Raw genomic sequence first — 22932 nt, forward strand, 5'->3', positions numbered from 1 at the left:
AGTCGCGCTCAATCAGTCGAGACGCTCTTCGCCGTCGACGTTGCTTTCAATGCGCTCCTTCTTGAGGTCTTCTGACACGGTCTGCGTGTCCTGAACGGTTTGCGTCTCGAGTGACACGCGCTCAACAGGCACGCTCTCCTTGGAGACAACGACACGGTCCTCATGCAGGGTCACGGAAGCAGCACCCTCGGAGATGTCCTGGCCATCCAGGTTCTTTGCCTCTTCCTCACTGATGGGGGTGCGAACCACACGTACTTCCTCGCGCTCGACGGGAACCTCGACAGTCTCGGTTTCGGTGACGACCGTCTTGCGGAGCTGAGCTTCACCAGTCGCGACGCGTTCCTTGGCAACGTTGAGCTGTTCTTCGGAACGAATGATTTCGCCTTGGTCTGCTTCGTCGTGGATCGGCTCCTGGTCAGCCAGGTGACGAGCCTCAGCGGCGCGATCCTCCTCGTGAACTTCCTCGTCTGCCACAGGCGCAACGGGGGCGGCGGCAGGAACGTCTGATTCCGGTGCAGTGCGCGGAGCTTGGTCCTCGATCGGTGCTGCACCATCGGCCAGAGAACCGACACCGTAGTGGCGGTACAGTGTGTCCTGATCCTCAGGAGTCAGGTGACCTTCATCAGCGAGGTCAGGCGCATCCTTGATGCGATCCTTTTCAAACGCGAGGTGCAGGCCTTCCTCGTCGAGGCGGTATCCACGCAGTGGGACAAGGCTGGAGCCCATGCCAAAGAGGCCGTGAGCAACTTCGATGAAATCGGGCTCACCCGTCGCATCGTTGGTAAATACCTGCTTCACGTCGCCCAGCTTGTCGCCGTTGGAGTCGAAAGCTATTGCGTTGGCAAGTTCTTCGATTGAGTGTGTGGTCATGACAATGTCCTCTCAATTGGAGTTTAGGTAGGTGTGACGTAAGTCCCTATCCCAAAAATGAGATTAACAGTGTCTGTGGCATTCGTCTCAGTGAACTCAAGAGGTGTAGACCGCGTAATTTCGTCGCTTTTGTCAGTCTCGCTAAAGTTCGAGGTCAGCGTCGCTTCAGCACACGATTGGAAATACGTGCGGTTCCGATGAGGCGTTCATCTCCATCGGTGATCGAGACCAGATGAACCGTTGATGAGCCACCCAGATGGGCCGCACGGGTCGTCGCCGTAATCGGCCCCTTGGTGCCTGCTCGAAGATGCGAGATGGACAGCTCCACGCCCACCACGTAGGCATCCGGGCCGCCCACACTGTAGGCATGTGCTCCCGCCGCAAGCGATCCCGCTGTCTCAGCCAGAGCCGCCGATGCGCCGCCATGCAGGATTCCGATTCGCTGCGTATTGCCCTCAAGCGGCATTGTGATCGACGTGCAGTCAGGGCCATACTGTGTCACTTCCATGCCCATCGCTTCCATCAGCGTCCCTGGCCAATGCTGACCCACCATCGTCGGCCCATAGTCACTGTGAGATTCCTGATGGTCATCAGATTGATGTGAATGTGTGTCATTGGCGTGATTCGTCTCGCTCATACCTCTAGGGTGTCATGTGTGGACGGAAAACTGCTGATTATTGATGGACATTCGATGGCCTACCGCGCGTTTTACGCGATGCGTTCGGGTAATTTCCAGACCTCGACCGGTCAGGACACCAGTGCTGTGTTCGGATTTATCCGCATGCTCACGAAGATCCTCAAGGATGAGAATCCGACACGTGTCGCTGTTGCCTTCGACGTCTCGCGTCATTCGTTCCGCACGGATAAGTACCCGGAGTACAAAGGCACGCGCGATGAGACCCCTCCTGAATTTCACGGACAGGTTGATCTGATCGACGCGTTCCTGGAAGCCATGGGTATCTGCCGTCTGCGCAAAGACAATATAGAGGCTGACGACATTCTGGCCACCCTTGCACATACTGCGTCTCAACAGGGGCTGGATGTTGTCGTGGCATCAGGTGACCGCGACGCCTTCCAGATGGCGAACGAACACGTCACGATTCTGTACCCCGGTCAGTCGATGTCGGACCTGCGTCGCATGACACCGGAAGCCATTGAGGAGAAGTACGGCGTGCCGCCTCAGCGTTACCCGGAGCTTGCCGCGCTGGTGGGGGAGACCGCCGACAATCTGCCAGGAGTGCCTGGCGTCGGCCCCAAGACCGCTGCCACGTGGATTAACAGATTCGACGGACTGGAAAATGTCCTGGCTCGCGCAGATGAGATCGGTGGCAAACGCGGAACAGATCTGCGCGCCCATATCGATGACGTGCGCCGCAACCGCTCGCTGAACCGCCTGCTCACTGACGTTGATCTGGGAATCACCCTCGATGACCTTTACCGTCGTCCCACCGAGCATTCAGAGGCGATGAGTCTGTGCGACAGCCTTGAATTCGGACCCGGCACGCGCCGCGAGATCGTCTCGGTCGCATCGATCGCACTCAACCCCTCTGCTCCGGACGCCCTCGTCAATTCCGGGGGCAGCACGGCCGACGAGGGTGGCGCGGAAGAATCACTCATCCTTGATGACGTGGAAATTATCCGAGCCGATGCGAACACGAATGTCCAGCAGGTCCTTGCAACCTTTGAGGCAGAGACGTCAGTGGGAATCTGGTGCGAAGGCGTCGCGAACCCGCCCCTGCCTGACCTGGAACATCTTGCGATCGCGAGCGGCATGAAGGTACTCCTCATTGATGCTCGAGAGGTCACCACCGAGCAGACGGCTCAGTGCACGCAATGGCTGGCGCACCTGACACGACCCCTGATTGCCCATGACCTCAAAACACTGGTGCATATGATGCGCGCCTGGGACGTGGAGACCCTGCCGGTGACCTTCGACGTTGCATTGGGCGCCTACTTGCTGCGGCCCGAGCAGCGCTCCTACGCGATCGACGATCTGGCTGAGCAGTATCTGGGCGTGCACATCACGGCCCTAGAAGAGGAAGAATCCGGTCAGCAGATGCTGGATCTGGACGGTGAATCGGAGGAGAAACAGGCTGCGGCGCGTAGACAGATGGCGCAGCGCGCAGCCGTCCTGCCGTATGTGGCTGATGCTCTCAGGCGGGCGATGAATGATGATGAACGAACATTGCTTGACGATGTGGAACAGCCTGTCGCGCGCATGCTGGAACGCATGGAACACGTGGGGATCGCGATTGACAGTGAGGAACTCGACCTGCAACGTCAGGAGCTGTCGAAAGCTGTTGAAGGTGCTGCGCAACGCGCCTATGACGCAATCGGCCACACGGTGAACCTGTCGAGCCCCAAGCAGCTCCAGCAGGTCCTGTTTGATGAACTCGATATGCCCAGGACCAAGAAGACGAAGACGGGGTACACGACGAATGCGGAAGCGCTGGAGACACTGTTCGCGAAGACGCGCCACCCGTTCCTGGAGCATTTGCTCACGCACCGCGACCGCATCAAGCTGTCCCAGATGACGCAGTCCCTGCACAGCGCGATTGCTGATGACGGCAGGATTCACACGACGTTTTCTCAGATTGCGACTGCCACGGGGCGGCTCGCCTCGTCGGAACCGAACCTGCAGAATATCCCCGCGCGCACACCCGACGGCATGCGCATCCGGCACGCGTTCGTTGCAGGGGAGGGGTGGCAGTCCCTGATGAGCGTGGACTATTCGCAGATCGAGATGCGCATCATGGCGCACCTGTCCAACGATGAAGGACTGATTGACGCATTCAACTCGGGTGAGGATTTGCACCGCACGATGGCGTCGATGGTGTTCGACACGCCTGTCGATCAGGTGACATCCGAGCAGCGTTCGCGCATCAAGGCCACCTCCTACGGTCTGGCCTACGGGCTGTCATCGTACGGTCTGTCTGCGCAGCTCGGAATCGGTGTGCCGGAGGCGGCGGAGCTGCGCGAACGCTACTTTGAGCGTTTCGGCGGCGTGCGTGACTACCTGGACGGCATCGTGGAGCAGGCCCAGAAGGATGGCTTTACCCAGACAATGTTCGGTCGTCGCCGCTACCTGCCCGATCTCATCTCCGACAACCGTCAGCGCCGTGAAATAGCCAAGCGTGCCGCACTGAACGCGCCGATCCAGGGATCGGCAGCCGACATCATCAAGATCGCGATGGTTGGAGTCGACAGTGCCTTGCGCGACGAGAAACTACGCTCGCGCATACTGCTGCAGATTCACGATGAATTGATTCTTGAAATAGCCGAGGGAGAAGCTGTGCACGTGGAAGAGCTGGTACGTGAGAACATGGCCTATCCTCCATTGCCGCATGGCCTGCAGACTGCTCGCGCCCCGCAATCCGATGACGATGGCGATGTGGAACCCACCGGCCAGGAGGAAGCCACCGACCATACGCGCGCCGAACACCCGGTGCTGGCGCTGCGCGTGCCGCTGGATGTAGCGGTGGGGATCGGCCATTCATGGAAAGAAGCTGCTCACTAAGTGCACCAGTTGTGAGATTGGTCAAATATGTCACTGCTCACACATCTTTTCAGGAGCTGAGGGTAGATCTTTGATCCTGAACTGGTAAACTTTCTCGGGTGTGTGTCAGTTGCCTTCGCGGTGACTGACGGACACACTCAATTTTGTCCATCTACTAGATCGTCCGTTTCGGAGTACATAACTACATGACCACCAGCACCGAGCAGCCGAGCATCTCTACGCCTCAGGTTGCAGTGAACGACATTGGGTCTGAAGAAGACCTGCTCGCCGCCATCGACAAGACCATCAAATACTTCAACGATGGGGACATTGTCGAGGGAACAGTCGTCAAGATTGACCACGATGAGGTCCTCCTCGACATCGGCTACAAGACCGAAGGAGTCATCCTTTCACGCGAATTATCCATCAAGCATGACGTCGATCCTGATGACGTCGTCGCGGTGGGTGATCAGATCGAAGCTTTGGTACTCCAGAAGGAAGACAAGGACGGCCGCCTGCTTCTGTCGAAGAAGCGCGCACAGTACGAACGCGCATGGGGCCAGATCGAAAAGGTCAAGGAAGAAGAAGGTGTAGTCACCGGCACTGTCATCGAGGTCGTCAAGGGCGGCCTGATCCTCGACATCGGCCTGCGCGGCTTCCTGCCCGCATCCCTGGTTGAGATGCGTCGCGTGCGTGACCTGCAGCCCTACATCGGCCGCGAGCTTGAAGCCAAGATCATCGAGCTCGACAAGAACCGCAACAACGTGGTCCTGTCGCGCCGCGCATGGCTCGAGCAGACGCAGTCCGAGGTTCGCACCAACTTCCTCAACACCCTGCAGAAGGGACAGGTCCGCAACGGCACCGTCTCCTCGATCGTCAACTTCGGCGCATTCGTCGACCTGGGTGGCGTGGACGGCCTGGTGCACGTCTCCGAACTGTCCTGGAAGCACATCGATCACCCGTCAGAGGTTGTCGAGGTCGGCCAGGAAGTCACCGTCGAGGTCCTCGACGTCGACATGGACCGCGAACGCGTCTCCCTGTCCCTGAAGGCCACCCAGGAAGATCCGTGGCAGGCATTCGCCCGTACCCACGCAATCGGCCAGGTTGTGCCCGGTAAGGTCACCAAGCTCGTTCCGTTCGGTGCGTTTGTGCGCGTCGAGGACGGAATCGAAGGCCTTGTCCATATCTCCGAGCTCGCCCAGCGCCACGTTGAGATGCCGGAGCAGGTCGTCAAGGTCGGTGAAGAGGTCTTCGTCAAGGTCATTGATATTGACCTGGAACGTCGCCGCATCTCGCTGTCGCTTAAGCAGGCCAACGAGGGCGTCGACCCGAAATCGGAAGACTTCGATCCGTCACTGTACGGAATGGCTGCCGAATACGACGAAAACGGCAACTACAAGTACCCTGAAGGCTTCGATCCGGAAACCCAGGAATGGATGGAAGGATACGACGAGCAGCGCGAGGCCTGGGAAGCCCAGTACGCCGAAGCGCACGCCCGTTGGGAAGCCCACCGTGCCCAGGTTGCCAAGGCGCTGGAAGAAGACGCAGAGGCTGCTCCGTCAGTCGAGGAACAGGCGTCCTACTCCTCGCCGGTTGACAACTCCGGCACGTTGGCATCGGATGAGGCACTCGCCGCTCTGCGCGAGAAGCTGACGAACAACTGATGCTGATGCGGTAAGAAGCTGCACGAAAGATCCCGACTCGCGAAGCGAGTCGGGATCTTTCTATATGACAGCGACGGTGGTGCCTACTTCATGCGCACTGCGCACACCGCGAGGGAACCTGAACGTAGGCTGTCCGGAATCTGTACCGCGAGACCGTTGCGCTCAGCCGGTGACGAATTACCGAGCCAGCGAACAGACGCATCGCTCGGGCACCCTGACGGAATCTCAACGTCGCTGCGCTGAGAAGGATCCACGAAGATGAAGAGTTCACCATCATTGCGCGTGTAGCGTTGCGAGGCTTTCCTACTGTCAGCATCGATAAAGACGCGCGTGCCGTAGATCGCCTCGCCGTTCGTCTTCAACCACTGTCCCAGGCCGCGCAGCGAGTTTTGCTGGAGCTCCGGGATCGTGCCATCGGCGCGTGGTCCGACATTGATGAGCAGATTGCCGTTCTTGGAGACAGTGTCGACGAGAAGATCAATCAGGGCTGGTGCCGACAGGGTGTTGTTCTCGTCTTCATTGGTGTTGTAGCCGAATGAATGCCCCAGACCACGTGTTGCTTCCCACGGCTCGGGGATCACTGAGTCGATGATGCTGTACTCGCGCGTCAGGTAGCCATGGTAGGGAATACCCCAACGATCGTTCACGACACCATCGGGAACAGTCGAGAAGTATTTGCGGAAAAGCGAGGCCAGAGCGTAATCCTCATTCGATTTTCCGCTGTCGGGCCATTCGATGTCGTTCCAGAGAATGTCGGGATGGAAGCGGTCAATCAGCTCGCGCAGCTGATCGGCCGCGTAGCGCGCAAATTCAGGGTCATTGCGACGGTAGACGAACAGATCTCTGTCCGATTCGATCGGCGGGAAATGCGCAACGTGCCAGTCATGGGCGCCCGAGAAGTAAACGCCGAACTTGAGTTTCGCCTCGCGCGCACTGTCATGAAACTCCTGAATGATGTCGCGCTGGGGGCCTCGCTGCGCGGCTGAGAAGTTCGTGGTGTCCGTGTTCCACAGGCAGAAACCGTCGTGGTGCTTGGTTGTGGGAACGAGGTAGCGCGCACCTGCCTCAACGAAAAGATCCACCATCGCGCGCGGATCGAACTTCTCCGCGTGCCACATGTGCGCAAAATCCTCGTAGGAGGTTCCGATTCCGTACTTCTTGTTGTGGCGAATATGCGCCGGGCTGTGCGGAATCCGCACTGTATTGGCATACCACTCGGCGTAGGAATGCATTGCGTATTCGTCATCGGGCTGTACGCCTTCTTCAGGCAGCGATGCCCAGGCGGGAACAGAGTAGAGACCCCAGTGAACGAAAATGCCGAGTTTGGCATCCTGGAACCAGTCGGGCACATCGCGTTGTGGGTAGGTTGGCTCAGGAGAGAAAACCGGGCCGGTGCGATGTTCGAAATTAATCATGGACACTATCCTTTGTCATTTGTTGATTTCTTCGGTGGTCTTAATGAATGAGGTCAGGAAGATGAAAGACGGTATCTCGAATCAGCTCAAAGCCGCCGTAGATACCGGCGTCAGCGCCCAGAGTTGCCTGCGATATCAGCAAGTTGCGAGTGACGAGGGGGTGGCATCCGCCGTACAGCTCACTGCGTATGGAGGCGATGAAGATCTCCAGCGTGGAAAGCCTGCCGCCGACAAACAGTGCATTAGGATTGGCAAAACCGACCACGCTGCACAGAACTTCACCGAGCGCGCGACCGGCATCGCGTATCAAAGTGGTCGCCGCTGAATCACCCTCGTGCGCACGCGCGACAAGTTCGGGTAGCGAGGTGATCGACATCCCGTTGGCGCGTGCACGCTCCACGAGGGCGACTCCAGAGGCGATCGTTTCGAGGCACCCGATATTTCCGCATCCACACGGCCGGTCAGTACTGCGATGGGAGCGCACGTGTGAAATGTCACCTGCCATGCCGGAGGCGCCGTGATAGATCTTTCCGTCCACCACGATGCCGCTGCCGATGGCGGCACCAGCTTTAACGGTAATGGAGCGCTCGATTTCCGGATGGTGACGGGCTTCGCCCAATGCCATGAGGTTCGCGTCGTTCTCGACCGCGACGGGCACATCGATGTGAGATTCCATCCATTCGCGAATAGGGAAGTGAGTCCACCCTGCCATGCGTGCCCCGACGTCGATGCGTTGGAGTTCCTGGTTCACAGGTGCCGGAACGCCAAGGCTGATGCCACGAAGCGTCGCGTCAAGGTCGACGTCCAGATCGGCCCCTGTAAGTGAGTCAAGGGCGCTGGACAGAACATCCCGGGGCGGTAAAGACAGGTCAAGAGACGCTTCCCACGAGGCCAGAAGGTTCCCTTGCGTGTCGAACACTCCGAAGCGAACATGGGCGCCGCCCATGTCAATGGCGGCGAACGTGCTGGGGGTGCCAGCCGTCTCAAGAACCTGAGGACGCCTGCCACCTTTGGACTTACCCGCTCCGGCCTCACGTAACACGTTGTTCTCGAGAAGTGCCTGCACTCGCACCGAAACGGTAGAAGGCGATAACTTAAGGAGAGTCGAGAGGTCTGAACGTGTCGTCGCAGAACCACTTGCAACCGCTTCGATAATCATCGCATCAGTTGTGCTTGTCTCCTGTGGAGTAAATGTCTGGTTCGTCAAGAGGACGCTTCTTTCGGTTTGAAGGATCGGACAGCGGGACTACGTCATCGATTTGTTACCTGTCTGGTTCGAATTTTACTAGAAAGTCATATATAGTTCTATTGGAAACGATGATAGTTTCTTCGATGCCGTTAAAAGAAGGCTGAAGTATCGTTGACGACGCGAAGACTTCTTGGAATCAGCATCTCGATACACAGGTCAAGTCCTATGTGGGACTCACCGAAGAAAGGTCTCTTAATGCAATCTCTACAGAAAAAAGCAGCAGCGGCGCTACTTGCTACAGGTATGACATGTTCCCTCGTTGCATGTTCTGGGGGCGGTGACAACGCATCGGCATCTGGGAATGGATCAGGCGGATCGATCACATGGGATATGTGGGGCGGCTCCGACGATGATCTGGACTGGATTAGCCAAACTGCCGACATCGTCCGCAAACAGAATCCGGATATTGAGCTGAAAACACAGACCGCTTCATGGGGCGACTACTTCACCAAGCTCACCTCGAACATGTCGTCAGGAAACCTGGCGTGCATCACCTCAATGAACGGGCAGAAGCTGTCGGGCTTCTATCAGGCACTGTCACCGCTGACAGATGAAGACCTTGAAAAAGCAGGTATCAAGAAAGAGGACTTCACCGACGGAGCCCTCGACATCATGACCTTCAACGACAACCTGTACGGCATTCCCTACGACGTGTCAGCGATGATGGTCTTCTACAACAAGGACATGTTCGCTCAAACCGGTGCGAAGGAACCGACCCTGGACTGGACCTTCGACGACTTCAATGAAGCTGTGAAGAAGACCACGACCGACCAGCACAAGGGCTTCGGTATCGGCATGGGTGAATTCCAATGGATGGCACTGCCGATCGCACTGTCCGGCACCCAGCCTGTGACCGCTGATGGCAACATCGACCTGACGAACCCTGACTTCGTCAAGGCCGCTGAATGGTATGCCGACCTTGTTCTGACGGAAAAGGTTGCCGATCCGGTCCCGTCAGCATCTGAAGCTGGCTGGGGCGAAGAACAGTACCAGAACGGCAACGTTGCAATGGCTGTGGACGGCACCTGGAACGCCTACGGCTACTTCAACAACGAAGCAGGCTTCAAGGCCGGCGCAACACGTCTTCCTCAGGGAGACAACGGATCTCTGGGCCTTATCCTTGGCTCCGGTTTCGGTATCTCGGCCAACTGTGACAACCGTGACGCCGCACTGAAGGTACTGGGCTCACTGGTGTCGAAGGAAGCACAGGACCTCCTGAGCTCCTCGGGCCGTTCTTACCCCTCACGTATCGAATCTCAGGCGCAGTACTTCGATTCCTTCGATGAAGCTGTCCGGGAAGAAGTGAAGGCCGCATTCGACGCTGCATTCAAGGATCAGCAGGGTCAGAACTCCGCCCCTGTGTGGTCGCAGGTTAACAACTACATTCAGCCCAACCTCGTGTCGGTCTACACTGGCCAGACGCCAATGTCTCAGATGCTTGAGCAAGCTCAGGCACAATTTGGCAATAAGTGAGGTTGACCGCAATGACCGCACAACCTGCCGTCACGAATCGGCGGAGTTCACTGCGGAAGATTGAGTCCCGTCAAGCGCTGGGCTTTGTCAGCCCAGCGCTTGCGGGCCTCTGCCTCTTCACAGTCGTTCCCGTCGTCCTGTCGGTCGTGATGAGTCTGTTCAACTGGCCAGCCTTTGGCGAACGGACCTTCATTGGCCTTGAGAATTATCGCAACCTGCTGTCAGGTCAAAATCCTGACTTCTATCCTGCTCTGCGAAATTCCATCATCTTCACGGTTACCTACGTACCTGTCAACATCGTTGTCGCACTGACGCTGTCACTGCTCCTCGGCCCGAGAATCAAGGGACGCAACGCTTTCCGCGTTCTCTTCTTCATTCCGGTCGTCACGCCAATGGTTGCCAACGTCCTGGTCTGGAAGATGCTGCTCCAGCCTCAGGGTCTCTTCAACGGCATAGCGGTATCAGTATTCGGTTTCCAACTGCCGAACTTCCTTGCTGATCCCGTATGGGCAATGGTCATGATCGTTGTCATGTCGGTATGGCAGGGCGTGGGCTACAACATGCTGATCTTCTCAGCAGCACTCGAGCAGCTTCCCGAACCCGTTATCGAGGCAGCACGCCTCGACGGAGCCAAGGGAGCGCAGATGCTCTTCCGCGTCATCCTTCCCATGATGTCGCCGTCAATTTTCTTCGCTGCAGTCATGACGATCATCACCTCACTTCAGGTCTTCGTCCAGCCGCAGATGCTCACCGGTGGTGGGCCTGGAAACGCAACGCTGCCGCTGGTCATGTTCATCTACAACCAGGGCTTCAAGTTCCAGCAGCTCGGTGTTGCAGCTGCCGGCGCATGGATTCTGTTCATTCTGGTCATCCTGGTCACAGCTTTCCAGTTCAAGGCTCAAAAGAGGTGGGTCCACTATGAGTACTGATGTCGCAACAACCACGGCACCCCAGAAGGGGACACAGAAAAAGCAGGTTGCCAACAGGCACAGTCAGCCCGGACTTCTGGGCGGTGAACCCTCGCGCGTCAAGGACATCGTGGCAAATGCGACCGTATGGCTCGCAGCCATCCTCTTTGCGTCCCCACTGATCTACGCATTCTTCTCATCACTGAAGTCGAAGGACGAGATTTTCTCGATGCCCCCGACTTTGGTTGGTGAGAAGCTGCGGTGGAGCAATTACCTCGAAGTTTTCACCTACGGCCCGTTCCTGACCTACATTAAGAACTCCTTCATCGTCTCAATCGCAGGAACGCTGCTGGTGCTGTTCGTATCCGCGACAGCCGGTTACGCATTCAGTCGACTGCGCTGGCGCGGGCGAGAACTCGTCTTCGTCCTGTTCCTCGGAACCATGATGGTTCCGCAGGAAGTTCTGGTCGTTCCGATGTTCACCGTGATGAAATGGTTTGGCTGGGTTGACACCTATCAGGCATTGATCTTCCCATTCGCATTCGGCGCATTTGGCACATTCCTGATGCGTCAGTTCATGCGCGGTATCCCATTCGAACTGGAAGAAGCGGCACGTGTTGATGGTGCCGGTCCGATCCGCACGTTCGTTCAGATCATTCTTCCTTTGACCAAGTCGGCAATCGCCGTGCTGGCGGTCTTCACATTTATGTCTTTCTGGAACTCATACCTGTGGCCGCTGATTGTGACCGTCGACTACTCGCGCTTGGGAACTTTGCCAATTGGTCTTGCCTCGTTCTCAAGCCAGACCGGGACGCGATGGGATCTGCAGATTGCTGCAGCGATTATTTCAATGATCCCGACAACAGTCCTGGTCATGATTCTTCAGAAACACCTGATTAAAGGTATCGCCATGTCCGGCATGGGTGGTCGCTAAACAGAACTGGTGAAATAGGAAAAAACATGACTCTTCCGCGAATAGCAATTTGTGGGCTCCACATCGAGTCCTCGACTTTTACCCCATACGTTTCAACTGAAAAGGATTTCCAGGTCAGCCGTGGTGACGAGCTGCTCGCACGTTACACGTGGATGGACGAGGACTGGGCGCGCCAGGTCGAATGGATCCCGATCCTTCACGCCCGCGCACTGCCGGGCGGCCAGGTGCTGCGTTCAGACTACGAAGCCTGGCGGCAGGAAATAGTTGACGGCTTAACCGCCGTTGCACCTGTCGACGCAGTCTTCTTCGACATCCACGGCGCCATGACCGCTCAGGGATACGACGATACCGAGGGTGACCTGATCACAGCCGTCCGTGCAGTTGTCGGAGATAAACCCCTGATCTCGACCTCCATGGATCTGCACGGAAACGTGTCCCGAGCCCTGTTCGCAGGATGCGATCTGCTCACCTGCTACAGGATGGCACCCCATGAGGATGCGTTCGAATCGCGCAAGCGAGCAGCGGTGAACCTAGTGGAACGACTGGTCAGTGGCAAAGGCAGGCCGGCTAAGGCACTGGTTCACGTGCCGGTGCTGCTGCCTGGTGAGAAGACATCGACACGTATTGAACCAGCCAAGTCGCTGTATGCCATGATTCCGGAGGTTGAAAAGCGTCCCGGTATTCTTGACGCGGCAATCTGGGTCGGATTCGCATGGGCGGATCAGCCACGCTGCCAGGGGGCCGTTGTGGTCACAGGCGATGACGCTGAGGACGTGAAGGCTCAGGCTCTGCGTCTGGCTCAGCATTTCTGGGATGTACGCGATCAGTTCGAATTCGTTGCACCCGTGGGGACCATGAGCGAGTGCCTTGAGCACGCCCTCGACGCTCCGCGTCCGTTCTTCATTTCGGATTCCGGAGACAACCCCGGTGCCGGCGGTGCTGATGACTGCACTGCGGCGCTGTCGGAGCTCCTGGAGTGGGCACCGGTAAAGGATGAGGCGCTCAACGTTCTGTATGCATCGCTGGTTGATCCGAATGCCGTGAAGATGGCGGATCAGGCCGGTGAAGGGGCACAGGTCGATGTTGAGCTGGGCGCGCACATCGATACGCGTGAACCCGGACCGCAAAAGGTCCACGCGACAGTGCTCCGAGTAATCGACGATCCGGAGGGTGGTCGCACCTGTGCGTTGAAGATCAATAGCCTGACTGTCATTGTGACCTCTCAGCGCATGCAATACCATTCTCGCGTGCAATATGAGCGACTGGGGCTGTCGATCGATGATCCCGATGTCGTGGTAGTCAAGATCGGCTACCTGGAACCGGATCTGTACAAGGCGCAGGCCGACTGGATGATGGCACTGACTCCAGGCGGAGTTGATCAGGATCTGATTCGTCTGGGACATCGCCGCATTGACCGACCGATGTTCCCATTCGATGAGGATGTGACCGACGCCAAACTGGACGTAGAGGTGTTTATCTCTTGAACACCGTGGTTGCGGGGGTTGATGTTGGCGGTACGTCCATCAAGTCATTCCTGGTGGACTCAGCTGGACACGTCACCGATGCTGTACACCTGGACACGCGTCCGGGCAACGTGGTCGAACAAGCGTGCCACGTCGCCCGGACCATCGTGGACAAGTGGCCAGAGGTCGCCGGAATCGGTGTCATCACACCTGGTGTGGTGGACGAAGAGGCCGGCGTTATCAAGTATGCGTCTAACCTCGAACTGAAGAACGTGAACCTTGCCCAGCGCATGCAGGAAGCATGCTTACGGCCGGTGCGCCTCGGACATGACGGGCGGGCAGCAGGATTGGCTGAAGGTCTCCTGGGCGCTGGCCAGGGCGCACCCACCTTCATCATGGTTCCCATCGGCACCGGCATTTCGGCAGCCATCTGCCACGGTAACCGACCGTGGGCAGGTGATGCCTTCAGCGCCGGAGAAGTTGGCCACACGCCGGTCATTCCGAATGGTGAAACATGCACGTGCGGACAGCGAGGCTGCACGGAGGTGTACGCATCAGCAAAAGCCATCGCGCGACGCTTCACGCAGAAGACCGGCAAAGAGGCAACAGCTCGCACGGTAGAGGATCTGCTGGGAATCGACCCCATTGCAGATGAAGTATGGGATACCGCCACTTACGCGCTGGCCCTGTGCTTCGCGCACCTCACCTTCGCCCTCGACCCCACCCGCTTCGTTGTCGGCGGGGGCCTGTCCAACGCCGGTGAGACGTTGCTGGAACCGGTGCGCCGTCACCTGCGTGACCTGATGGCGTGGCGAACACCTCCCGAAATTGTGACGGCCCGCCTGGGCGCAGAGGCAGGGAAGTGGGGAGCCGCGATCCTGGGTGCCCAGGCTGCGAACCGGCAGATGTGGAACGACTGGAAGATCAATGACGGTTATCGAGTTATGTGTTGAAGACACTGAGGGAGTGCAGATTGCCTCACAGATGGGCATCGACAGAGTCGAACTGTGCGATGACCTGAGCTGCGGAGGCCTGACTCCTTCTGATCGAGTGGTGGACAGCGCGCTCAGCGTCGCACCGTCAGGCGGGATGCAGGTGCTGATCCGCCCCCGTCCCGGCACATTCGTGATGCCCTCCGGTGAGGAACGCGACATTGCCGAGGCGATGCGACGCCTGCGTGAACGCACCGACCACACCGACATACCGGTGGGTTTTGTCGTCGGTGGGCTGACCAGTGACCACGAGATCGATCAGGATGTGCTGTTACTGTGGCGCGACGCGGCCGGGGAGAGACCACTGACTTTCCACCGTGCCTTCGACACCGTGCAGGATATGGACCGAAGCCTCGACCAGCTTATTTGTGCGGGATTCGATCGAGTGCTTACCACCGGCGGTGATGCGTCTGTGGTCAACGTGGAGAATATTCGCCACCTGACAGACCGCGCAGCTGGAGAGATGATCATCCTCGTGTCGGGCGGTTTGCGCTCGCACAATGTCGCCTCCGTGATCCATAGCACCGGAGCGACTGAAGTGCATATGCGTGCTCCGGCACAGCAGCCAGGACGCACCGATCCTGACGAGGCGCAGCGAATCGTCGCTGTGGTTCGCGGGCAGAATTTGTAAAATCACCTTATGTTGTGGTTTTTCGTCGTCCTTTTTGGCGCCCTTGGCCTCCTGATGGTCATCCGCCCGCAGATCATCTGGAAGCTTCTGGTACGCGGCACGCAAGCATCGGAACAGCCCGCCCCCTCGCGAGCACTGATCTCTCAGCGCATCGCCGGGGTCGGGCTGATTCTCGTGGCCGTTTACCTGGGCAGCACCCTGGTCGGGTGAGCACTTAAGCTGGGTGGATCACCCACCGGACTTCCCACGGGGCCAGAGCCGCGTACTCCCAGTCATCCCCGTTGTCGTGACGACGGTTCGACAAGATCACGTCGCCGTCGGGGACAGCGCAGGCAATGGAATGCGAGGACATATTCGCCACCGCATCGAGCACCTGGCCGCCCAGGGTGCGCCGCACCCACCACATCGATGGATCATCTGGCTCGACCAGCTCGAAGTCACCCTCGACCAGAATCGGATACTCCTTGCGCAGCGCGATCATCGCGCGGTAGAACTCGAACGTGGAGCCTGCCTGATCAACCTGTGCCTGCGCGTTGACCGTCTCATAATTCGGGTTCACCGGCAGCCACGGTTCACCGGTCGTGAATCCGGCGTTCTCGGTCGCATCCCACTGCATCGGGGTGCGGGCATTGTCGCGGCTCATCTTCACGATCGCCGGCCACACTGCCTGAGGATCCTGGCCGTCGAGGGTGACTGACTGGCGCCACTGACCAATCGTTTCCACATCCTTGAACTGGTCGATACCGGACCACGGGTAGTTCGACATGCCGATCTCTTCGCCTTCGAACACGAACGGTGTGCCCGGGTGAGCGTGCAGCATCGCGCCCCATGCGGTGGCTGAATGGTAGCGGTGATTCTCCTCATCGCCATAGCGCGACAGGGGACGCGGCTGATCGTGGTTCGACAGGTACAGGGAGTTCCAGCCCTTTCCAGCCAGTTCCTGCGACCAGCGCGCAAGGTTGCGCTTCATGTCAGGCAAATGCAGATCGCGAATGTGGTACTTGTCCCCGTCAGCACTGTCCAGCCCCATGTGCTCGAACTGGAAGATCATATCCAACTCGCGGCGCGCCGGATCAGAGGTCAAAATCGCATCATGGGGTGTGGCACCCGGTGTCTCACCGACGGTGAAGAACACGCGGTCGGGATAGCGGTCGAACACCTCGCGGTGCATTTGCTGGATGTACTCGTGGAAGTGCGGGCCGAAAGCGGCCGATGTGATAGAGCCTTCGCCAGGCTGGTCGAATCCTTCAGGCTTGGAAATCAGGTTGATGACGTCCATGCGGAAGCCGTCAACGCCTCGGTCAAGCCACCAGCACATCATCTCGAAGATCGCCTGGCGCAGCTGAGGGTTGTCCCAGTTCAAATCCGGCTGCTCAGGCGCAAACAGGTGCAGGTAGTATTGCTGGGAGGCTTCGTGCCACGTCCATGACGGGCCGTTAAATGCCGCAGTCCAGTCGTTAGGCTCATCACCGCGGCGCTGCCCTGCCGGCACCTCGTGGGCGGTTGCTCCCGGGCGCGGGTCGCGCCAGATGTACCAGTCGCGCTTGTCTGATGCGGGGTCGAGCGCCTCCTGGAACCAGGGGTGCCGGTTGGAGGTGTGATTAACTACAAGATCCATGATCAGGCGCATGCCGTGAGAATGCAGCTGCGCGATCAGCTCATCAAGATCATCGAGGGTACCGAACATCGGATCAACATCCTGATAATCCGCAATATCGTATCCCATGTCGGCCATAGGGGAGCGGTACAGGGGAGACAGCCACACGATGTCAACACCGAGTTTCTTCAGATACGGCACCCGCGATGTAATGCCGGGAATGTCACCGATGCCGTCACCGTTGGAGTCTTGAAAAGACCGAGGATAGATCTGGTAAACAGTCGAGGACTTCCACCATTGGGGCTGATCAGCAGTATGTGTCACAGTAATCCACCTTCATCGAAGACAACTCTGGTCTTATGGCGCATGCAGGCACTCATATAGATATGAGTCTAGGACACTTGCTCCATGGGCGGGAAGCGGTAGCAGTCTGCAGCGACTACGGTGGGACGTATGAGCGGGCAACGAATCTTACGCCAGGAACATCCTTTCGAAGTGATCGCGGAGTATTCCCCTTCAGGCGACCAGCCACACGCGATTCGTGAGCTTGCCGAACGCATCAACGGTGGGGAACAACATGTCGTGCTGTTGGGCGCGACCGGCACCGGCAAGACGGCAACGGCCGCGTGGCTCATCGAACAAATTCAGCGTCCCGCCCTGATCATGGAGCCCAACAAGACGCTGGCCGCTCAGCTCACCGCCGAGTTCCGCGAATTCCTGCCCAGGAACGCGGTCGAATACTTCGTGTCGTACTACGACTACTACCAGCCTGAAGCATACGTGCCTCAGACAGACACCTATATTGAAAAAGACTCCTCCATTAATGACGAGGTTGAACGCCTGCGACATTCGGCAACCAACTCATTGCTGACGCGTCGGGACACGGTTGTGGTCTCGTCGGTGTCCTGCATTTACGGCCTGGGCACGCCTGAAGAATACGTGGCACGTATGGTGGATTTGCAGCGAGGAATGGTCATTGACCGCGACGATTTGCTGCGCGCCTTCGTGGATATGCAGTACGTGCGCAACGACATGTCATTCACCCGCGGCACGTTCCGTGTGCGCGGGGACACCATCGAGATCATCCCGGTGTACGAGGAACTCGCTATCCGCATCGAAATGTTCGGTGATGAAATCGACCAGCTCGCCGTATTGCACCCGCTGACAGGTGACGTAATACGTGACGTTGACCAGGTCTACCTGTTTCCGGCCTCTCACTATGTCGCTGGCGAAGAGCGTATGAAGCGTGCGATCAAGTCGATTGAGGATGAACTGGCCGAACGCCTCGAATGGTTCGAATCTCAGGGCAAACTTCTCGAAGCGCAGCGACTGCGCATGCGCACAACCTATGATCTGGAAATGCTCAAGGAAGTCGGCACCTGCTCGGGTGTGGAGAACTATTCACGCCATATTGACGGTCGCGGCCCCGGCACGCCGCCGCACACTCTCCTGGATTATTTCCCGGACGATTTCCTGCTCATTATCGATGAATCTCACGTCACGGTTCCGCAGATCGGTGCCATGTTCGAGGGCGACATGTCGCGTAAGCGCACCCTCGTCGATCATGGTTTCCGTCTTCCCTCGGCAATGGACAACCGGCCACTGAAGTGGGATGAATTTGTTGAGCGCATCGGGCAGACCATGTATCTGTCGGCCACACCCGGCCCCTACGAGCTCGAGCGTTGCGACGGAGTTGTTGAACAGATCATTCGCCCAACTGGCCTGGTCGATCCGAAGGTGATTGTGAAGCCTACCTCGGGACAGATTGATGACCTGCTCGAAGAAGTCCGGGTGCGTGTGGAACGCAATGAGCGCGTCCTCGTCACCACATTGACCAAAAAAATGGCAGAAGACCTCACCACGTATCTGGCCGAACGCTCCGTTCGCGTCGAATATCTGCACTCGGATGTCGACACGTTGCGCCGCGTGGAACTGTTGCGGGAACTGCGTCAGGGCAAGTTCGACGTCCTTGTCGGGATCAACCTGCTTCGAGAAGGCCTCGACCTGCCCGAAGTATCGCTCGTGTCCATTCTGGATGCGGACAAGGAAGGGTTCCTGCGCTCAACGCGTTCCCTCATTCAGACGATTGGCCGCGCAGCCCGTAACGTGTCGGGCGAGGTTCACATGTACGCCGACAACATCACCGATTCGATGCGTGCGGCGATTGAGGAAACCGAAAGGCGCAGAGCCAAGCAGATTGCCTATAACGAAAAACATCACATTGATCCGACACCTCTGCGCAAGAAGATCGCTGACGTGACAGACATGCTCGCACGCGAGGACATTGACACGGAATCACTGCTGGAAGGTGGGTACCGTCAGGAACGCTCCGGCAAGCCCATCGGACATGCCCGAGCCAGCGACGACGTGTTGCGCCACGCCAGGGATACCCGTGAACGACTGGGACTTCAGGCTGAAGCTGAACTGGCGCAGCTCATTGACGACCTGTCAGCGCAGATGCATGCGGCGGCAGGCGATCTTCAGTTCGAGCTGGCCGCCCGGCTGCGTGACGAGGTGGCGGATCTCAAACGTGAGCTTCGACAGATGAAGGAAGCAAACTGATTCCGGGGCGTCTGAACGCGGTAGTATGAGATCCACGAGGGGAGTAATCCTTTAACCCGGTATCGTCATCTCGGGACGCTACGTGCGCGCAGCGAACCCGGTACCGAGGCCTGTCGCAGACAGGCGGACCAGACCTCGGCTGTATCACCCCGAACACGGAAGGTTTTACGTGGACGTTCACGCGCTCGGCTGGGTCGGCCTAGGCCTCGTCGTCATTGTGCTTATTTCTATCGACATCATCGGTCATGTCCGTACACCGCACGCCCCCACCATGAAAGAGGCGGCATTGTGGACTGTGGGCTACGTTTCTCTCGCGATGCTATTCGGAATCGGGATCTGGGCGATTTATGGCGGCCAGTATGCCGGAGAGTTCTACGGCGGCTGGATCACCGAATGGTCCCTGTCGCTCGACAACTTGTTCGTCTTTGTCATCATTATGAATTCGTTTAGAGTGCCGCGAGAATATCAGCAAAAAGCGCTGCTCAGCGGCATCATCATTGCGCTCATCATGCGCCTGATCTTCATCCTGATCGGTGCCGCACTGATTGAGCGCTTCTCCTGGGTCTTCTTTATCTTCGGTGCATGGCTGCTATGGACGGCATACTCTCAGGCACGCCAGGGGACCGGCGGAGACGAGGAAGAATCCGAACAGGGTGAAAACGGGTTCATCCGCCTCGTGCGCCGCATCGTTCCCGTCACCGACGGGTATTACTCGGACCGGTTCCTCTATCGCCATGGCGGAAGGACTGCTGTGACACCGCTGCTGCTGGTGGTCCTCGCTCTGGGGTCAGCCGACCTCATGTTTGCGTTTGACTCCATTCCGGCAATCTTCGGCCTCACGAAAGAGCCGTACCTGGTCTTCGCGTGCAACGCCTTCGCCCTGCTGGGCCTGCGTCAGCTCTACTTCCTGATCGACGGACTGCTTGATCGTCTCGTGTACCTTCACTACGGCCTGGCCGTCATTCTTGGCTTCATCGGCGTGAAGCTCATTTTGCACGCCCTGCATGAGAACACGTTGCCGTTCATTAACGGTGGACAGGGCTTCGAAAGCGTCCCCGAGGTGGGCACACCGCTCTCACTTGCCGTCATCGCCGGAACGCTGATCATCACGGTGATTGCCTCGATCCTGAAGTCACGCCACTCAAACGCCCAGCGGGCACCTCAGCCGATTAATCGCAGTGCCAAGGCCGAGCAGGATGCGGCACGCTTCTCGGTGCGTGAGGTCGCTGACTCCGACGAGCAGCATACTGAGCCGCGTCCGTCAGTGGACTGATGCCAGTACCCGGGCCATCCGGCCTCACGGCCGCGCAAGTGGAAGAACGCACCCGTCAGGGTGAGGTCAACCATCACCATACGAAGACGTCCCGCTCGCTCGGATCAATAGCGCGAGCGAATGTTTTCACCCTGTTCAACACGATCCTTACCACCGCAATTGTTGTGGTACTGATTGTGGGGGACTGGCGGGACGCAGTGTTCGGCGGCGTGATGGTACTCAACGCCATCATCGGTATCGCGGCGGAATACCGCGCGAAGAAAACGCTCGATTCTCTGGCGATTGTCGACGCGCCGCATTCGCTGGTGTGGCGGGATGGTGAAGAGCGCGAGGTCCTGTCGGAAGACGTGGTACGCGGCGACATCATCGAGCTGCGCCTGGGGGACCAGGTTCCCGTCGATGGAATCGTGCAGTCTTCCCACAGCCTCGACATTGACGAATCTTTGTTGACGGGCGAATCCGTACCGATCAGAAAAAAGCAGGGTGACCGCGTCCTGGCCGGCACCGCCGTCGTCTCAGGCGGCGGCCTTATCGAAGCCACTGTTGTCGGCAACGCCGTTTACGCCCACACACTCACTGAACAGGTCCGCCGGTTCACGCGCACCACCTCCGAGATTCAGCAGGGCATTAACCGCGTCCTGCGGGTCATTTCGTGGCTGATTGTGCCCGTCACCGCGCTGATCGTATGGTCGCAGATCCGCCTCGATCCACTCAGTGGTGGATGGCGGCACGCACTCGTCCTGGCGGTCGCGGCAGTTGTCGGTATGATCCCGCAGGGCCTGGTTCTGCTGACCTCCATGAACTTCGCCCTCGGCGCGGCAACACTGGCACGGCGCAAAGTCCTCGTCAATGAGCTTCCCGCGGTGGAAGTCCTCGCGCGTGTGGATGCCCTTTGCGTTGACAAAACGGGAACGCTGACCACTGGCGGAGTGAGCGTCGATTCCATGATTCCCCTAGGCGCGGGTGACAGCGGTGACCGAATTGACGAGGGTGCCGTCCGCGCACTGTTGACACTCAATGCTTCCACACACAACGCAACTGCGGAAGCGATCGTTGCTCATCTGAAGGCGCAGGCACTCGAGGTGGAGCCAGCTGACCTGTCTGCCAACTGGAGCGTCCCATTCAATTCGACACGCAAATGGTCGGGATTCAGTGATGGAGAGCAGGCCTGGGTGCTGGGCGCTCCGGAAATGACGGTGACTGACGCGAATGTGCTGGATCACGTCACGCGCGTTGCCGACCAGGGACTTCGCGTTGTGGTGCTCAGCTGTGCGCCGGCAGCGCCCTCGTTAATGGGGGAGGAACTGCCGCAGGGACTTCAGCCGAACACGCTGATCGTCCTGCGTGAACAGATCCGCCCCGACGCTGCTGACACAATGGAGTATTTCCGTCGGCAGGGCGTGCGGGTACGTGTGATATCAGGTGACAATCCCGCGACTGTGCAGGCTATTGCGAACGTGGCCTCATTGCGTGAGGACCAAGCGACGATTCGCGGGATTGATGCGCGCACCCTGCCTGAGGACATGGACAGCGACGCGTTCGTGCAGGCCGTGATGGATCATGATGTGTTCGGACGTGTCACTCCGGAGCAGAAACGCGCAATGGTGCGGGCATTACAGTCTCGCGGGCATACTGTCGCGATGACGGGTGACGGCGTCAATGACGCACTTGCCCTGAAAGATGCCGACCTGGGAATCGCGATGGGCAGCGGTGCCCGCGCCACGAAAGCGGTGGCGCAGATCGTGCTGGTCGATGGAGCGTTTGCAGCTCTGCCAGGGGTCGTCGCTGAAGGGCGGCGCATCATGGCGAATATGGAACGTGTCTCCGCGCTCTTCCTGGCCAAGACGGTCTACGCCAGCCTCATTGCCGTCATCTGTGCCCTTGCCGCCTGGCACTACCCGTTCCTGCCCCGTCACTTCACTTACATTGATGCGCTGACCATCGGAATCCCGGCATTCTTCATCGCGCTGGGACCGAACAGGCGACGATACGTCAGCGGATATTTGAAGCGCGTGCTCGGCCTGGCCGTTCCATCAGGGTGCGTGTTGGCTGCAGCTGCGTTGATTGCGTACTGGATGGTGGGCGTAGGACAAGTGGAGGGCCAAACCGCTGCCGCGTTGTCGTTGATGTGTGGTGCACTGTGGCTCCTGTCCATTACCGCACGCCCGGTCAATTCGTGGCGCGCCGGACTGATTGCATTCATGCTGACCTGCGCTGTCGCGGGAATATTCATCCCATTCGTCCGCAATTTCTTTGCGCTGGAGTGGCCGGCAGCGCACGACGGATGGGTGATCCTCGCGTGCGGCCTCACCGCCTGTATCCTCATCGAAGCGGCGCATCGCGCATACTCATTGCGCCACCAGCGAAAGGCTGAAACGGACGGTGCGCCACTAGACTGACAGTGC

General features: G+C 58.5%; 17 protein-coding genes. 12 read left to right on the forward strand and 5 right to left on the reverse strand.

Features of this window, described 5'->3' with window-relative positions; genetic code table 11:
• Window positions 1-12 precede the first annotated feature (12 nt).
• The gene (locus tag BN3002_RS03680) at window positions 13-870 is read right to left on the reverse strand and encodes a YsnF/AvaK domain-containing protein (protein WP_058236644.1); all 858 of its coding nucleotides are present in this window, start codon (window positions 868-870) and stop codon (window positions 13-15) included.
• Window positions 871-1024: 154 nt separating this feature from the next.
• The gene (locus BN3002_RS03685; protein ID WP_257525456.1) at window positions 1025-1507 is read right to left on the reverse strand and encodes a PaaI family thioesterase; all 483 of its coding nucleotides are present in this window, start codon (window positions 1505-1507) and stop codon (window positions 1025-1027) included.
• A gap of 18 nt (window positions 1508-1525) precedes the next feature.
• On the opposite strand from BN3002_RS03685, the gene polA reads away from it, so the two are divergent.
• A complete protein-coding gene (gene polA, locus BN3002_RS03690) occupies window positions 1526-4387 on the forward strand; it encodes a DNA polymerase I (RefSeq protein WP_257525457.1) in 2862 nt (953 codons plus the stop codon).
• 185 nt (window positions 4388-4572) lie between these two features.
• Window positions 4573-6030 carry a 30S ribosomal protein S1 gene (gene rpsA / locus BN3002_RS03695; protein ID WP_058236645.1) on the forward strand — a complete coding sequence of 486 codons (1458 nt, stop codon included), beginning with the start codon at window positions 4573-4575 and terminating at the stop codon, window positions 6028-6030.
• Between the two features lie 83 nt (window positions 6031-6113).
• Here rpsA and BN3002_RS03700 read toward each other — a convergent pair whose 3' ends face one another.
• Together BN3002_RS03700 and BN3002_RS03705 are read right to left on the reverse strand one after the other, a co-directional pair.
• Window positions 6114-7445: an alpha-L-fucosidase gene (locus BN3002_RS03700; protein ID WP_058236646.1), complete on the reverse strand. Its 1332-nt coding sequence runs from the start codon at window positions 7443-7445 to the stop codon at window positions 6114-6116.
• A gap of 40 nt (window positions 7446-7485) precedes the next feature.
• Window positions 7486-8652, reverse strand: a complete 1167-nt coding sequence (locus BN3002_RS03705) for an ROK family transcriptional regulator (RefSeq protein WP_141757395.1) — start codon at window positions 8650-8652, stop codon at window positions 7486-7488.
• 237 nt (window positions 8653-8889) lie between these two features.
• On the opposite strand from BN3002_RS03705, the gene BN3002_RS03710 reads away from it, so the two are divergent.
• The 7 genes from BN3002_RS03710 to BN3002_RS03740 are packed head-to-tail and all read left to right on the forward strand — an operon-like array spanning window position 8890 to window position 15305.
• Window positions 8890-10167 carry an ABC transporter substrate-binding protein gene (locus BN3002_RS03710; protein WP_058236648.1) on the forward strand — a complete coding sequence of 426 codons (1278 nt, stop codon included), beginning with the start codon at window positions 8890-8892 and terminating at the stop codon, window positions 10165-10167.
• Window positions 10168-10178: 11 nt separating this feature from the next.
• Window positions 10179-11096: a carbohydrate ABC transporter permease gene (locus BN3002_RS03715; RefSeq protein WP_058236649.1), complete on the forward strand. Its 918-nt coding sequence runs from the start codon at window positions 10179-10181 to the stop codon at window positions 11094-11096.
• A complete protein-coding gene (locus BN3002_RS03720) occupies window positions 11086-12009 on the forward strand; it encodes a carbohydrate ABC transporter permease (protein WP_058236650.1) in 924 nt (307 codons plus the stop codon). Before BN3002_RS03715 ends, BN3002_RS03720 begins: the two co-directional genes overlap by 11 nt.
• Before the next feature lie 26 nt (window positions 12010-12035).
• Window positions 12036-13493, forward strand: coding sequence for a M81 family metallopeptidase (locus tag BN3002_RS03725; protein ID WP_058236651.1), 1458 nt, complete (start codon window positions 12036-12038; stop codon window positions 13491-13493).
• Between the two features lie 5 nt (window positions 13494-13498).
• A complete protein-coding gene (locus BN3002_RS03730; protein WP_257525470.1) occupies window positions 13499-14425 on the forward strand; it encodes an ROK family protein in 927 nt (308 codons plus the stop codon).
• Entirely contained in the window at window positions 14400-15095 is a 696-nt protein-coding gene (locus tag BN3002_RS03735) for a copper homeostasis protein CutC (RefSeq protein ID WP_058236653.1), read from the forward strand. The genes BN3002_RS03730 and BN3002_RS03735 overlap by 26 nt, the downstream gene beginning before the upstream one ends.
• A gap of 9 nt (window positions 15096-15104) precedes the next feature.
• Entirely contained in the window at window positions 15105-15305 is a 201-nt protein-coding gene (locus BN3002_RS03740; protein WP_058236654.1) for a DUF6199 family natural product biosynthesis protein, read from the forward strand.
• A 4-nt stretch (window positions 15306-15309) separates the two neighbouring features.
• Here BN3002_RS03740 and BN3002_RS03745 read toward each other — a convergent pair whose 3' ends face one another.
• Complete coding sequence (locus BN3002_RS03745) at window positions 15310-17016, reverse strand: alpha-glucosidase (RefSeq protein ID WP_082628511.1); 1707 nt, start codon at window positions 17014-17016, stop codon at window positions 15310-15312.
• A gap of 129 nt (window positions 17017-17145) precedes the next feature.
• On the opposite strand from BN3002_RS03745, the gene uvrB reads away from it, so the two are divergent.
• The 3 genes from uvrB to BN3002_RS03760 all read left to right on the forward strand — a co-directional run bounded on the left by uvrB (window position 17146) and on the right by BN3002_RS03760 (window position 22926).
• The gene (uvrB, locus tag BN3002_RS03750) at window positions 17146-19254 is read left to right on the forward strand and encodes an excinuclease ABC subunit UvrB (protein WP_058236656.1); all 2109 of its coding nucleotides are present in this window, start codon (window positions 17146-17148) and stop codon (window positions 19252-19254) included.
• A gap of 169 nt (window positions 19255-19423) precedes the next feature.
• On the forward strand, window positions 19424-20527 hold the full coding sequence (locus BN3002_RS03755; RefSeq protein ID WP_082628512.1) for a TerC family protein: 1104 nt from the start codon (window positions 19424-19426) through the stop codon (window positions 20525-20527).
• The gene (locus tag BN3002_RS03760; RefSeq protein WP_058236657.1) at window positions 20527-22926 is read left to right on the forward strand and encodes an HAD-IC family P-type ATPase; all 2400 of its coding nucleotides are present in this window, start codon (window positions 20527-20529) and stop codon (window positions 22924-22926) included. The genes BN3002_RS03755 and BN3002_RS03760 overlap by 1 nt, the downstream gene beginning before the upstream one ends.
• The last annotated feature ends 6 nt before the right edge of the window (window positions 22927-22932 follow it).

The organism is Actinomyces ihuae, from assembly GCF_001457875.1.
GTDB lineage: Bacteria > Actinomycetota > Actinomycetes > Actinomycetales > Actinomycetaceae > Pauljensenia > Pauljensenia radingae_A.